General features: G+C 71.0%; 13 protein-coding genes. 6 read left to right on the forward strand and 7 right to left on the reverse strand.

What is annotated here, in order from left to right; translation table 11 throughout:
* Nucleotides 1-47: 47 nt before the first annotated feature.
* Nucleotides 48-1,316, reverse strand: coding sequence for a glutamate carboxypeptidase (locus BKK79_RS35060; RefSeq protein WP_071040143.1), 1,269 nt, complete (start codon nt 1,314-1,316; stop codon nt 48-50).
* 125 nt (nt 1,317-1,441) lie between these two features.
* Nucleotides 1,442-2,173 (reverse strand): BON domain-containing protein, encoded by a 732-nt coding sequence (locus BKK79_RS35065; RefSeq protein ID WP_071019338.1) that lies wholly within the window; start codon nt 2,171-2,173, stop codon nt 1,442-1,444.
* Nucleotides 2,174-2,876: 703 nt separating this feature from the next.
* On the opposite strand from BKK79_RS35065, the gene BKK79_RS40815 reads away from it, so the two are divergent.
* Together BKK79_RS40815 and BKK79_RS35070 are read left to right on the forward strand one after the other, a co-directional pair.
* Nucleotides 2,877-3,020, forward strand: a complete 144-nt coding sequence (locus BKK79_RS40815) for a hypothetical protein (protein ID WP_156811461.1) — start codon at nt 2,877-2,879, stop codon at nt 3,018-3,020.
* Between the two features lie 189 nt (nt 3,021-3,209).
* Nucleotides 3,210-3,926 carry an MgtC/SapB family protein gene (locus BKK79_RS35070; protein WP_442873264.1) on the forward strand — a complete coding sequence of 239 codons (717 nt, stop codon included), beginning with the start codon at nt 3,210-3,212 and terminating at the stop codon, nt 3,924-3,926.
* Between the two features lie 56 nt (nt 3,927-3,982).
* Here BKK79_RS35070 and BKK79_RS35075 read toward each other — a convergent pair whose 3' ends face one another.
* Nucleotides 3,983-4,957, reverse strand: coding sequence for a Bug family tripartite tricarboxylate transporter substrate binding protein (locus BKK79_RS35075; RefSeq protein ID WP_071040145.1), 975 nt, complete (start codon nt 4,955-4,957; stop codon nt 3,983-3,985).
* Between the two features lie 434 nt (nt 4,958-5,391).
* Here BKK79_RS35075 and BKK79_RS35080 point away from each other — a divergent pair, with 434 nt between their 5' ends.
* Nucleotides 5,392-6,477 (forward strand): calcium:proton antiporter, encoded by a 1,086-nt coding sequence (locus BKK79_RS35080; RefSeq protein WP_071040146.1) that lies wholly within the window; start codon nt 5,392-5,394, stop codon nt 6,475-6,477.
* Nucleotides 6,478-6,527: 50 nt separating this feature from the next.
* A complete protein-coding gene (locus BKK79_RS35085) occupies nt 6,528-7,217 on the forward strand; it encodes a uracil-DNA glycosylase family protein (RefSeq protein ID WP_071040147.1) in 690 nt (229 codons plus the stop codon).
* On the opposite strand, the gene BKK79_RS35090 is transcribed toward BKK79_RS35085, so the two are convergent.
* The 3 genes from BKK79_RS35090 to BKK79_RS35100 form a co-directional block, all read right to left on the reverse strand.
* Nucleotides 7,172-7,510, reverse strand: coding sequence for a carboxymuconolactone decarboxylase family protein (locus BKK79_RS35090; protein ID WP_071040148.1), 339 nt, complete (start codon nt 7,508-7,510; stop codon nt 7,172-7,174). The genes BKK79_RS35085 and BKK79_RS35090 overlap by 46 nt on opposite strands.
* A 163-nt stretch (nt 7,511-7,673) precedes the next feature.
* Nucleotides 7,674-8,810, reverse strand: a complete 1,137-nt coding sequence (locus tag BKK79_RS35095) for an OpgC domain-containing protein (RefSeq protein WP_231908102.1) — start codon at nt 8,808-8,810, stop codon at nt 7,674-7,676.
* A gap of 215 nt (nt 8,811-9,025) precedes the next feature.
* Nucleotides 9,026-9,955 carry a LysR substrate-binding domain-containing protein gene (locus BKK79_RS35100; RefSeq protein ID WP_071019318.1) on the reverse strand — a complete coding sequence of 310 codons (930 nt, stop codon included), beginning with the start codon at nt 9,953-9,955 and terminating at the stop codon, nt 9,026-9,028.
* 266 nt (nt 9,956-10,221) lie between these two features.
* Here BKK79_RS35100 and BKK79_RS35105 point away from each other — a divergent pair, with 266 nt between their 5' ends.
* Nucleotides 10,222-11,013: a crotonase/enoyl-CoA hydratase family protein gene (locus tag BKK79_RS35105; protein WP_071019314.1), complete on the forward strand. Its 792-nt coding sequence runs from the start codon at nt 10,222-10,224 to the stop codon at nt 11,011-11,013.
* 49 nt (nt 11,014-11,062) lie between these two features.
* Here BKK79_RS35105 and BKK79_RS35110 read toward each other — a convergent pair whose 3' ends face one another.
* Nucleotides 11,063-11,629, reverse strand: a complete 567-nt coding sequence (locus tag BKK79_RS35110) for a winged helix-turn-helix transcriptional regulator (protein WP_071019312.1) — start codon at nt 11,627-11,629, stop codon at nt 11,063-11,065.
* Between the two features lie 198 nt (nt 11,630-11,827).
* Between BKK79_RS35110 and BKK79_RS35115 the strand changes: the two genes are divergently transcribed.
* Nucleotides 11,828-12,682 (forward strand): alpha/beta fold hydrolase, encoded by an 855-nt coding sequence (locus BKK79_RS35115; RefSeq protein WP_071040149.1) that lies wholly within the window; start codon nt 11,828-11,830, stop codon nt 12,680-12,682.
* Nucleotides 12,683-12,710 lie beyond the last annotated feature (28 nt).

A 12,710-nucleotide genomic window follows, 5' to 3' on the forward strand; every position in this document is an offset into this window, starting at 1 on the left:
TTGGCTTCGTCCAACGCGACGGGGTTCGTGCCGTGCCGTTTGCCGCCTCACTCCCGCCCGATCTCCTCCAGCAGCCGCGTGACCAGGTAGAGCCGCGGCACCACGGCTTCGAGATCGACATACTCATCGCGCGCATGGTAACCGTGACCCGCGAGGCCCAGGCTTTCCAGCACCGCGGCCTTGCCCGAACGCGCGGCGAAGCCGGCGTCGGTGCCGCCACCGGTACCGGGGATCAGCAGCAGCTTGCGGCCGTCGAGTTCGGCGTAGATCTGCTGGGCGCGTCGCGCCAGCGCCTGGCCGCGTGCGTCGGCGACATAGGCCGGGCGGCCTTCGCTCATCGTCACCGTGGCCTGGGTGTCCGGCACCAGGTGCCCGGCCCCGACCTTCTGCTGCAGGGCGGCCTCCAGCTTCTGCGCGCCGCCCGGCACGCTGATGCGCACGTCGGCCCCGGCCGAGGCGGTCTCGGGGATCTGGTTGCGCGGGCCATCGGCGCTGGCGCTGGTCCAGTTGAGCTGGGTGCCCGGCACGTCCTTGGCCACGTCGCGCGTCTGCTGCAGCTGGTAGGCCAGCTCGAGCAGCGCATTGCGCCCCTGCTCGGGCGCGGCGCCGGCATGCGATGCACGACCCTTGATGGTCAGGGTCGCCGTGGCGGTGCCGCTGGCGGCCAGCAGCACGCCCTCGGTGCCGGCCGTGGCGCGGTCGGGCGAGGGCTCGAACGACAGCACCACGTCGTGCTGGTCGGCCAGCGCCGCGATCCGTTCGCCGGAGCCGCCTGATCCGACCTCTTCGTCGGGATTGAACAGCACACTGAGCTGCGCATAGTCGCGCCAGCCGCGCGCCTTCAAGATCTCCAGGCTGTGCAGGATCACTGCGATGCCGCCCTTGTCATCGGCGATGCCGGGCCCGTACAGGCGATTGCCCTCGCGCCGGATCGGCTGGGTCGCCAGCGTGTTGGCCGGGTAGACAGTATCCATGTGGGCGATCAACAGGATGCGGCGCTTGCCGGTGCCGACGAACGTCCCCTGCACCAGCGTGCCCGGCCCGCGCGTGGCGGCGAAACGCTCGGTCCTGGCGCCCAGCGCGGCGAGGCGCCGCTCGGTGTAGTCCGCCATCTGCGCCAGCCCGGCCGCGTTGGCGCTGCCGGATTCGATCGCGACCATGTCGCGCAGCGATTGCTCCAGCGCCGGCTGGGCTGCGCGGGCGGCGGCAAGCAGTCCGGCATCGGCGGCGGGCACCTTGGCGGCATCGGCAAACGCGGTGCCGCAGCACAGCGCGGCGCAGGCCGCGACCAGGGCGCGGCGGAAGGCGAAGGGCATGGGATCTCCTTTGTGGTTGGCTGGATCCGCCGCGCGCCCGTCTCCTCCTGCCGGCGCGCAGACGAACGCCCATGCTATCGCCTCCGTGCGCGCCAAGCGAGCACTGCCCAGCCAACCGGCCGGCCTCAGCCGGCCAGCTCGATCCGGTTCACCACGTTCTCCACCCCTTGCACATACCAGGCGTCCTGCTCGGCACGGCGCCGCACCGCGTCGGTGACCGCACAGCCATCCAGCGTCACCACCCGGCCCTCGGTATGCACGCCGATCTGCTCGGCATCGACGAAATCGTCAGTCTCCAGCACCAGCCGTAGCGCCTCCGTGATCTCGGCATCGCTGTCCGCCTCCGCCGGCTCGACCTTCAGTTCGTTGACGACGCAGCGGCAACCTGGCACCCACCACGCCAGCACGCCGGCCAGACGCAGGTGCGACAGGCTGATCACATGCCCGCTCAGCGTGACCACGCCGTCGGCGACACCCACCTCGATCTCGCCGGCACTGTCCTCGCCGGCCGCGCGCAGCTCGTTGCTGCGCCCCTTGGCCCGCGCACTGATGCGGCAGTTGCGGAAGTCGATGTCGTCGAGCAGGCGGTCGCATACCGCGGCGCGCAATTCGCCATCGCCCACGGGATTGCTGCCGTCCGCCACCCGCAGGTGGTCGATCACGCTGGAGACGCCATCGACGCGGCGCATCTGCGCCGCCGTGCGCGTCTTGTCGACGATGTCGGCCACCTCGCCCTCCAGCAGCAAGGCGCCGTGGTCCAGGCGCATATGGATGACCGGATGCTGCGGATGGCCATGGAAAGGCACATGCGCCAGGGCGGCACGCGCCTGCGTCAGCACTGATTCGCTACTCTGCATGATGTCTGCCTCCTCTCGACTGCCGTGTGGAATGCCCTCCCGCCGCGCGGCGCACGCGGGGCATGGCGGCGCGGGCCTCGCCCGCGCGGACGGACCCCAACCCATTATAGGAACGGCCCCGGCGCTCTCGCGCACGGCCGTGCGGCTTGACCTTGACAGGCCAACGGGCTATAGTCCTCGCTTCGTTAAAAGTTTGGGGTTCCCAATTGGACACTTCCAGTTGTCCTGATCCGTTGGTCAAGCATTAACCCCCGCCAGACTTTCCGCCGCATTCCCCGGCCACCGTCTGGCAGGACCTGCAAGACGGTGCGCATCCAGCCCTAGTGCCCTAGCGGCTGACCCGCACTCCATACGCTTTACCCGAATCATTCGCAGGCGCTGTGCCGCCCGCGAAGGGATCGGCCTTGGGCCGTCCGCCACGCCAGCGCGTGACGGCGCGTCCCGGGCCATGGCGCGCCGCCCGCGAAACGGCCCGCCGTCCCGGTCGCCCGTGCGCACCATGGTGCGCACGGGCGGGCGCCCCATTTGTTCCACCGCAACCAGGAGGCCAACGATGCCCGACGACCCTTGTAGTCCGTCATCCGAACCGCCGCGCGCCCCATATGGCCGGCGCGCCTGCCACGAACCTGCCCGACCGAGCGCGCCGCTCGCCTGACCGATCCGCCGAGCGACGCCGGGTCCGGGCCCCGACAGGAGAATCCACATGAAATACGCTGTCCTGCTGCCCGACTTCCGTCACCCCGAAATGGCCACCCACGACGCCGACCGCCTGCGCGCCATGCGCCAGGCCGGCGCGCGGCGCGCAGCCGCCTGGCTGCGCCGCCTGCTGGGCGGCTGGCGCGGCTGAAGGCCGCGGCGGCCCCGGCGCCCGTGCCGGGGCCGCCCCCTCCGACTTCCCGACTCATCGACCGCACCGCTGGCGCGCCCGCGCGCGCCGGCGGATGCGTCACGCGCCTGCCACGGGCGCCGGCTAGCCTTGCGGGCGGATGCCCGCGACCGCGCCCGCCGACCGGTGGCGGCAAAGGAGAACGTTTCTGTGCGCATGATCAACAACTTCCAGTGGCTGCCGCTGCTGGACACCCTGACCTGCCTCGCCCTCGCATTCGTGCTCGGCTCCGCGATCGGGCTGGAACGCCAGTTCCGGCAACGTACCGCAGGGCTGCGCACCAATGCGTTGGTGGCGGTCGGCGCCGCCGTCTTCGTCGACCTGGCCTGCCGCCTGGGCGGCGGCGACGGTGCCGTGCGGGTGATCGCCTACGTGGTATCCGGCGTCGGCTTCCTCGGCGCCGGCGCCATCATGAAGGAAGGCATCAATGTGCGCGGCCTGAATACGGCCGCCACGCTGTGGGGCTCCGCCGCGGTGGGCGCTTGCGCCGGCGCCGGCTTCGCCGCCGAGGCCCTGCTCGCCTCGCTGTTCGTGCTGGCCGCCAACACGCTGCTGCGCCCGGTGGTCAACACCATCAACCGCGCGCCGATCGACGACGCCTCGACCGAAGTCACCTACCAGATGCGCGTGATCGCCCCGCGCGAGCACGGCAAGCAGGCGCTGGCCGCGCTGGAAGACAGCCTCGAGCACGCCAACTACCCGGTCGGCGACCTCGACGTGGAGACCTTCGGCGAGGACGACGTGGAAATCGTCGCCACCCTGCTGAGCACCTCGGTGGACTCGGACGAACTCGACCGCGTGGTCGAGGGACTGGTGCTCAAACCCTTCGTCACGCAGGCCTACTGGAGCCCCAGCACCACCGACTGACGATGGCCGGCGCCGACCGGCCGGTCAAAGGGGCCGCCGACGTCCGGCAGCCCGCCTCACTCCTGGATATTCGCCTCGCTGACGATCTTGCGGTAGGCCTCGGTCTCCTTGGCGATGAAGGCGCGGAAGGCCGCCCCATCCTTGGCGTCGATGTCGACGCCCGCCTCGGACAGCCTGCCCTTGACCTCGGGATCGTTGATGGCGTGCGCGAGCGCTTCCGACAGCCGGTCGGTGACCGCCTTGGGCGTCGCAGCCGGCGCGAACACGCCGAACCAGAGCCGCATGTCGATGCCCGCCAGGGCCTTGTTCTCGGCCAGCGCCGGGATGTTGGGCGCCGCGTGCGAGCGCGCCGCCGAGGTCACGCCGATGGCCTGCAGCTTGCCCGACTTGATCTGCGGCAGCGCGGTGGACAGCACCAGCACGCCCAGCTCGATCTGGTTGGCCATCAGGTCGGCAATGGCCGGCGCTCCCCCCTTGTAGGGCACGTGGGCCATATTGACCTTGCTGGCGCTGCGGATCAGTTCGCCCGACAGGTGCAGCGGCGTACCGATGCCCGAGGTGCCGTAGTTGACCGGCTTGTGGCTCTTGGCCAGCGCCAGGAAGCCGTCGATGCCGCGGATGCCCGACTGCGCGCCCGACACCAGCACCATCGGCTGGGACCCGACCATGCGCAGCGGCACCAGGTCGCGCTGGCCGTCGTAGCGGATACGCGGGTTGGTCAAGCGCGCGATCGAGATCTCGCTGTTCGACCCCAGCAGCAGCGTATAGCCATCCGGTGCGGCATTGACGGTCTTGATCGCACCGATGGTGCCGCTGGCGCCGGGCGCATTGTCCACCACCACCGAGACACCCAGCTCGCGCGACAGGCGCTGGCCGAGCACGCGCGCCACCAGGTCATTGCTGCCGCCAGCGGCATAGGGCACCACGAGCGTGACGGGATGGTCGGGATAGGCGGCCAGCGCCGGCGCGGCGGCGAACGAAGCCGACAGCGCGGCGGTCAGCGCCAGCGCGGCGGCAAGAGACTGTTTCATCGGATTCCTTGTTCTGTGATCCCCGGGGGACCTGTGCCGGACCAGGGGCGCGCCGTCCTGCCCGCCGTTGCGGCTCTTACGGCTCGCGCGCGACGCGGATTGTAGGGCGGACGAATGCGGATTGGGAAGCCAGCAAACCGCCCCGCCAGACCCGCGCGGCGGCGGCACGTGGATGCGCTCAGGCAAAGTTTGCGCCACTTCGCGGATCGATGAAAACCTACCGTGAAACGGCGCCACCCTCCGATCATTCGAAGAAAACTTCCACTATATGAGTCGAAAATCTTCAAATTTCGCGGAACCATAGGACATCTTCCCTGCCTTACCCCTGGTCCAAGACAGACGCCACGCGGATCTATCGAATCCATCACATGGCGCTGGACAGACATCCGAGAACAACACAAAGATCACTCGACACAGGAAAGGAAATCAACGGGATGGCATTGGCTTCGAACAAACTGCCGGCATGGACGATCTGGGCGCCGCTGGGCGCCTGGGCCGTGCTCGGCGCCCACACCGCCCTGCCCGGCCAGGCCTGGCTGCTCTGGATCGCGGCGCTGGCGCTGGCCGGCGCGGTCTTCTCCGCGGTGCACCACGCCGAGGTGGTGGCCCACCGCGTCGGCGAACCCTTCGGCACGCTGGTATTGGCGATCGCCGTGACCGTCATCGAGGTCTCGCTGATCGTCTCGGTGATGCTGTCGTCCGGCCCCGAGAAGGCGGCCCTGGCGCGCGATACGGTGTTCGCCGCCGTGATGATCCTGTGCAACGGCATCGTCGGCCTGTGCCTGTTCGTGGGCGGCCTGCGCCACCGCGAGCAGGCCTTCAAGGCGCCGGGCGCGACCGCGGCGCTGGCCGTGCTGGCCGCCTTGATGACCCTGACCATGGTGCTGCCCAACTACACCAGCACTGTGCCGGGCCCGGTACTGTCGCCGCCCCAGCTCGCCTTCTCGGGCATCATCGCGCTGGTGCTGTACTGCGTCTTCGTCTTCGTGCAGACGCTGCGCCACCGCGACTACTTCCTGATTGCCGGGGTCTCCGACGAAACCGTGCATGCGCCGCCACCGCCGGTGCGCGTCGCGCTGTCCAGCCTGGCGCTGCTGATGGTGTGCCTGGTGGCCGTGGTCGGCCTGGCCAAGGTGCTGTCGCCGGTGGTCGAATCGGCGGTGGCGCGGGCCGGCGCTCCCGCCGCGGTGGTCGGTATCATCATCGCGGCCATGGTGCTGCTGCCGGAAGGCCTGGCAGCGCTGCGCGCGGCGCAGGCGGACCGCCTGCAGACCAGCATGAACCTGGCGCTGGGCTCGGCGCTGGCCAGCATCGGGCTGACCATTCCCACCGTCGCCGCTGTCTTCATCGTGGTGGGCCAGCCGCTGACGCTGGGCCTCGGTCCGAAGGAGATGGTGCTGCTGGCGCTGACCGTGGTCGTGTCGACGTTGACACTGGGGCTGGGCCGGACCACCATCCTGCAAGGCGTGGTGCACCTGGCCATCTTCGCCGCCTACCTGTTCCTGTCCATCGTCCCCTGAGCCCGCTGAGCCCCCTGCATCCCCCGAGCCGCTGCGCGCGGCACGCGCCCATGCCCCGCCGACCCGACCTGCCCGCCGCGCCCGCGTGCGGCGACCTCGACAGCCTGCTTGCCGAGATCCGCGCCTGCCGCGTCTGCGCCGACGCCCTGCCGCTGGGCCCGCGCCCCGTGCTGCAGGCGGGCGCCGGCGCAAGCATCCTGGTGGTCGGGCAGGCGCCGGGCGCGCGCGTGCATGCCAGCGGCATCCCCTGGGACGACGCCAGCGGCGCGCGCCTGCGGCAATGGATGGGGGTGGACGACAGCGTCTTCTACGACGCCTCGCGCATCGCGCTGGTGCCGATGGGCTTCTGCTACCCGGGCCGCGGCAAGAGCGGCGACCTGCCGCCGCGCAGCGAGTGCGCGCCGCTGTGGCTGGATACGCTGCTGGCCAGGCTGCCCGGGATCCGGCTCACGCTGCTGCTCGGGCAATACGCGCAACGCCGCTTCCTCGGCCGCGCCGCGCGCGCCAGCCTGACCGAGACCGTGGCCGCCTGCGCGGACTACGGACCCGGCTGCATGCCGCTGCCCCATCCCTCGCCGCGCAACCAGGGCTGGTTCCAGCACCATCCCTGGTTCGCGCGCGACCTGCTGCCGCTGCTGCGCGAGCGCGTGCAGGCAGCCCTGGCGGCGCACGGCGCGCCGGCGCCGCAGGGAATTCAGGCAGTACGGGAGGCGAAGGCGTCCATCACGCGCGCCGAGTAGACCAGCGCGGCGCCGGTGTTCACGGCGATCGCCACGCCGAGCGCTTCCATCACCTCTTCGCGCGTGGCGCCGCGCTTGGCGGCGGCCTCCGCATGCACGGCGATGCAGCCGTCGCACTGCCGCGTGACCGCCACGGCGAGCGCGATCAGTTCGCGCGTCTTGGCATCCAGGTGGCCGGTCTTGGCGCCGGCCTCGCTGAGATGGCCGTAGCCCTGCACGGTCTGCGGGCTGAGCTTGGCCATGTCGGCGATGACGGCCAGCAACTGCTTGCGGTAGGCATCCCACTCGAGCATCATGATCGGCTCCCTGCGGACGCGGCCAGGCGCGCCGGCCGCGGTGGCAATGCGCGGCCCGGCAGGGCCGCAGTCACCAAGGAGTCTAGACCATGGACAGCGGCCGCTCAGGCCGCTCAGGCCGCTCAGGCCGCTCAGGGCGCTCGGTTCGCCCGGTTCGCGCTCAGGCCGCCTGGCTGCGCGCGGCGAGGCGGCGCGCTTCCTTGCGGCGCCCCCACCAGCCACCGATCCCCAGCAGCAGCGCCACGGCGATCAGGTCGCCGGTGAGCGCGACCGGGCGCGGCGGCCTGCCACCGGCCACGCCGTAGGTGAAGCCTTCGATCACTACCGACAGCGAAGCGCCGAAGACGAAGCAGAACAGGCTGTGCCGGCCGATCTGCACCACCGGCCCCATCCACTGCGCCAGCCGCGCCACCCAGCCGGCGCGGGCCGCCAGGTAGACCAGCCAGGCGATCCCGAGGAAACTGACCAGCCGCAGCGCGGCCAGGCTCTGCTTGGGCAGCGGGAACGCCAGCACCGGCACCCAGGCCGGCAGCCAGGGCTCGTAGACGTGCGGCCGCATCCACAGGTAGGCCAGCAGCACGCTGCACAAGGTGATGCCGATGGCGACTGCCGTCAGCAGCGAACGGCCCAGCACCCGCTGCGGCAGCATCACGTCGGGACGCAGCCGCGACAGCAGGCCCAGGCCGAACATCAACTGCCAGGCAAAGGGATTGAAGGACCAGCCAGTGCCCTCGCTGCTGGGCAGCAGCGGCGTCAGCACCGGCGCCATCAGCCACAGGGCCACGCTGCAGCCGACGAAGGCCAGCGGCCGCGCGCGCGCGGCCCGCACCGCCAGCGGCGCCAGCCCGATGAAGACCGCGTACATCGGCAGCACGTCCGAGACGAAGGGCTGGCGCGACAAGCTGACCAGCTCCAGCAGCGTGGTGACGGGGTGGGCCTGGAACACCAGCGCCTCGGTCGAGCGGATCGCCGGCGCCGGGATGCGGCAGGCCGCCAGCAGCAGGCCGAACACCAGCATCAGCACGGCCGTCAGCAGGAAAGCCTGGTAGATCACCCAGCTGCGCCGGCGCAGGCGGCTGCCGGCGATGCCCGCGCCGTGGCGGGCTTCCATCGCCAGGTAGGCCGAGGCGGCCGAGTAGCCCGCCAGGAAGACGAAGATCTCGGCGGCGTCGAACAAGACGAAGTTGCGGATGGTGTAGTCACCCAGCACGCTGCCGTTGACGTGGTCCACCACGATGAAGATCAGCGCGATGCCGCGGATCAGGTCGATCTCGGTACGGCGCTGGGACAAGCTCATCACTGCGTTCAATTCCTGTGGTTGGTAGCGGCCGTGCGCCGCTGCTTTCTTCTGAGTTTTTGTTCTACGCCATACCGGGGAGTTCCCGATAGTTGGATTCCGTTTCGGCAGGTTTCAAGCTGTTTCAAAGCCTGGCGCGGAGCACATCCGGAGCGTCGCCGGCGCCACCCGAACCCGGCGGCATCCCCCTCTGTCGCCGAGGCGGGCGGCACGTCTCAGCCGGGCTCGCCGATCACCTGCGCCGCCAGTTCGGCTTCGACCCACTGGCGGAAGCGCGCCACGGCGGGACGCGCCTGCGCCTGCGGGGCCACCACGAAGCGATAGCCGATGCCGTCGGCCGCGTGCTCCGGCAGCACCACGCGCAGGCGTCCCTGGGCCAGCAGCGGCAGCGCCAGCGGCGTGCGGCCGATGGCCACCCCGGCCCCCTGGGCGGCGGCCCGCAGCACGTGCTCGTACTCCGAGAAGTACAGGCAGGGCTGGCCGGGCGAATGCGCCAGGCCCAGGCGCGGGTACCAGTCCGTCCACGACATCCACGGAAAACGTCCGGCCGGATCGTGGTAGACCAGCAGCGGCGTGCGCAGCAGGTCGGCCGCCGTGCGGATGCGCGCCGCCACCTCGGGCGCCGCCATCAGCATCACACGCTCACGCAGCAGCGGCGCTTCGGAGCCGTCCACGGCGCACAGCCGGATGCCCAGGTCGAAGCCCTCGCGCTCCAGGTTGGCATTGGCCTCCGAGGCATCGACGCGCACGTCGATATCCGGCGCCAGCACCTGGAAGCGCGCCAGCTTGGGCACCAGCCACAGCGCGGCGAACGACGGCGTGGTGGTGACCGTGACCGTGCTGCGCTCGGCGGCCAGCAGGCGCACACAGGCCTCGGCGAGGCCCTCCACGGCGGCCCGCGCCGCCGCGTAGAACTCCCGCCCCTGCGGCGTCAGGCTCAAGCCCTTGCCGCCGCGCACGAACAGCGCCGTGCCCAGCACGTCTTCCAGGCTCTTGACCTGCTTGCTGATGGCGGACTGGGTCAGGCACAGCTCGTCGGCCGCCGCGGTGAAGGACAGCAGGCGGGCGGCGCATTCGAAGCCGCGGATGGCTTCGAGCGACATGGCGCGCAGCGCGGCCGCCGCGACAGGACTCGGCTTGGACATGAGCGGCTGGAATAGCGGAGATGACGACAGTTCCGGGCAGAACGGGCCGATCGCGCCAACAATGGCACCACGGCCTGCAGATGACAGCGGAGATATCGCGATGGCGGACGCGCCCGGAAAGCGGGATTCTACCCGACACCGGCGCGTGATGCAGGCCGCACACGTGACGCCCGACGCACGCCTGCCGGGCCGCTGACAAAGTTTGACTTTCGCCCGTACCGGCCCCAGGGCCAGCCTGCGGACCTTTCCTTCCAGGAGACACCAGCATGACTTCCTACGTCGACACCCGGCAGCACGGCCAGCACGTGCTGCTGACACTGAACCGGCCCGCCAAGCTCAACGCGCTCAGCTATGGCCTGATCGACGAGCTGATGGGACATCTCGATGCGCTCGAAACCGATCCGGCCGTGCGCACCGTGATCCTGACCGGCCAGGGCGAGCGCGCCTTCAGCGCCGGCGCCGACATCGCCGGCTTCGCGCCGGACATCGCCATCTCGCCGGAGCAGGCCCATCGCGAGTTCCTGCTGCGCGGGCAGGCCTTGACGCGGCGCCTGGAGACCTATCCGAAGCCCGTCATCGCCGCCGTCAACGGCCTCGCCTTCGGCGGCGGCTGCGAGGTGGTCGAGGCGTGCAGCCTGGCCGTGGCCGCCACCCACGCCACCTTCTCCAAACCCGAGATCCGTCTCGGCTTCCCTCCGACATTCGGCGGCACGCAACGGCTGCCGCGCCACGTCGGCCGCAAGCGCGCCATCGAGATGATCCTCACCGGCGACGCCATCGATGCCGACACCGCCCGCCGTATCGGCCTGATCAACCAGGTGGTGCCGGCCGCCGAACTGCTGCCGGCCTGCCTGGCGCTGGCCGACCGCATCGCCCGCCATGCGCCGCGCGCGGTGACGGCTGCGCTGCGCGCCGTGACGCGCGGCATCAACGTGACGATCGATGAAGGGCTGGCGATCGAGGGGATGCAGTTCATGATCGCCGCGGCCTCGGCCGATGCGCGCGAGGGCACGCGGGCTTTCCTGGAGAAGCGGGAACCGCGCCTGTCAGGGCTCTGATCCTGGCGATGTCCTGGCGATGTCCTGGCGACGCTGCGGGCGCAGTGGACTAGCTCCCCGACGCCTCCATGACCGGCGCGGCCTCCCCTTGCGCTGCCGGCGCCGCGCCCTCCGAAGCCTGCGCAGCCAGGTGGGAGGCCGCCGCCGCCAGCCGCCGCCGCATGCCCTCGCTGGCCGCCGGCCCTGGCACCAGCGCATGGCGGGCGAAGCCGATCGGCTCGCCGCTGGCGGCATCGACCAGGCGCGGCTCGACCGGGCGGCCGCTGGCCTTGTCGACCAATTGCACGCTGGCGCCCTCGGGCGCGAAGTGCCGGTTGCCCCAGGCCAGCAAGGCGAGCAGCACCGGCTGGAAGTCGTGGCCGCGCTCGGTCAGCACATATTCGAAGCGCGGCGGCCGTGCGGAATACTGGCGCCGCTCCAGCAGGCCCGCCTCGACCAGCCCGGCCAGGCGGCGCGTCAGCATATTGGGCGCGATGTCGAGGTTGCGCTGGAAATCGTCGAAGCGGGTCGAGCCGTACAAGGCCTCGCGCAGGATCAGGATGCTCCACCATTCGCCCACGCGCTCCAGGCTGCGGGCGATCGGGCATTGCATGTCCTTGAAGGTCTTTCGTTGCATGGTCGTGGCTCCTTGGACGGCATCTTAGCAGTCTTCGCGCCAGTGGAATCCATTGCCATTCAAGGGCTTACCGCAGCGTCGCCCCAGCGCGCCGGGCATGCCGGCCGCGCGGCCGGCGCCACGCCCCCGCGCCGGCAAAGGCGGATCTCGGGCAGAATGCCCGCGTGTGCCTTACGCTGCGCCGACACCGGCCAAGACATGACTTCGATCCGCCACATCGCCTCCGGGCGCGCCGAGCTCGCGACTGAAATCGCCGGCAGCGGCGCCCCCGTCGTCTTTCTCCATGCCAATGTATGCGACCGGCGCATGTGGCGTACCGAGCAGGACGCCATCGGCGCCACTCATAAGGCAATCGCCTATGACCGCCGCGGCTTCGGCGGCAGCCGCGCCGAGCCGGAGGATTTCTCGGCCCTGGACGACCTGCTGGCGGTGCTGGATGCCACCGCGGATGGCGCCCCGGCGGTCCTGGTCGGCTGCTCCCTGGGCGGCCGCATCGCGCTCGATGCCGCGCTGCGGCACCCGGCGCGGGTGCGGGCCCTGGTGCTGATCGCCCCGAGCATCGCCGGCGCTCCCGAGCCGGTCCATGCCCCCGTGGCGGCGGAACTGCTGGCCCAGGCCCGCGACGCCGAAGCGTCCGGCGACATCGATCGCCGGAATGCCTCGCAGGCGCGCCTGTGGCTGGACGGGCCGCTGGCCGCGGAAGGCCGCGTGGCCGGGCCCGCGCGCGATCTGTTTCTCGCCATGAACGGCATCGCACTGCGCGCGCGGCCGTTCGGCGCGGACCAGGATATCCAGCCGATGTTCCACCGCCTCGGCGAGATCGCCGTGCCGACCCTGGTGCTGTGCGGCGACCTCGACTTTCCCCACATCCAGCAGCGCTGCCACCACCTGGCGGCGACGGTGCCGGGCGCGGAACACCAGACCCTGGCGGGCATGGGCCACCTGCCCAGCCTGGAAGACCCGGCGCGCATCAGCGCATGCATCGCCGGCTTCCTGGCGCGCCGCGTCGACGGCGGCGGCGGTGGCGACCGCCACGCCGGGCCCGCGCGCTGAGCGCGGCGGCGTTCGTCGCCAGGCCCTC

It is taken from the genome of Cupriavidus sp. USMAA2-4, assembly GCF_001854305.1.
Classification (GTDB): Bacteria; Pseudomonadota; Gammaproteobacteria; order Burkholderiales; family Burkholderiaceae; genus Cupriavidus; species Cupriavidus malaysiensis.

What these genes read in the sequence shown, in the direction of transcription:
- BKK79_RS35115 (WP_071040149.1), top strand. Translation starts at nt 11,828, where the DNA reads ATGACTTCGATCCGCCACATCGCCTCCGGGCGCGCCGAGCTCGCGACT.
- BKK79_RS35080 (WP_071040146.1), top strand. Translation starts at nt 5,392, where the DNA reads ATGGCATTGGCTTCGAACAAACTGCCGGCATGGACGATCTGGGCGCCG.
- BKK79_RS35105 (WP_071019314.1), top strand. Translation starts at nt 10,222, where the DNA reads ATGACTTCCTACGTCGACACCCGGCAGCACGGCCAGCACGTGCTGCTG.
- BKK79_RS35085 (WP_071040147.1), top strand. Translation starts at nt 6,528, where the DNA reads ATGCCCCGCCGACCCGACCTGCCCGCCGCGCCCGCGTGCGGCGACCTC.
- BKK79_RS35100 (WP_071019318.1), bottom strand. Translation starts at nt 9,955, where the DNA reads ATGTCCAAGCCGAGTCCTGTCGCGGCGGCCGCGCTGCGCGCCATGTCG.
- BKK79_RS35110 (WP_071019312.1), bottom strand. Translation starts at nt 11,629, where the DNA reads ATGCAACGAAAGACCTTCAAGGACATGCAATGCCCGATCGCCCGCAGC.
- BKK79_RS35060 (WP_071040143.1), bottom strand. Translation starts at nt 1,316, where the DNA reads ATGCCCTTCGCCTTCCGCCGCGCCCTGGTCGCGGCCTGCGCCGCGCTG.
- BKK79_RS35075 (WP_071040145.1), bottom strand. Translation starts at nt 4,957, where the DNA reads ATGAAACAGTCTCTTGCCGCCGCGCTGGCGCTGACCGCCGCGCTGTCG.
- BKK79_RS35095 (WP_231908102.1), bottom strand. Translation starts at nt 8,810, where the DNA reads ATGAGCTTGTCCCAGCGCCGTACCGAGATCGACCTGATCCGCGGCATC.
- BKK79_RS35090 (WP_071040148.1), bottom strand. Translation starts at nt 7,510, where the DNA reads ATGCTCGAGTGGGATGCCTACCGCAAGCAGTTGCTGGCCGTCATCGCC.
- BKK79_RS40815 (WP_156811461.1), top strand. Translation starts at nt 2,877, where the DNA reads ATGAAATACGCTGTCCTGCTGCCCGACTTCCGTCACCCCGAAATGGCC.
- BKK79_RS35065 (WP_071019338.1), bottom strand. Translation starts at nt 2,173, where the DNA reads ATGCAGAGTAGCGAATCAGTGCTGACGCAGGCGCGTGCCGCCCTGGCG.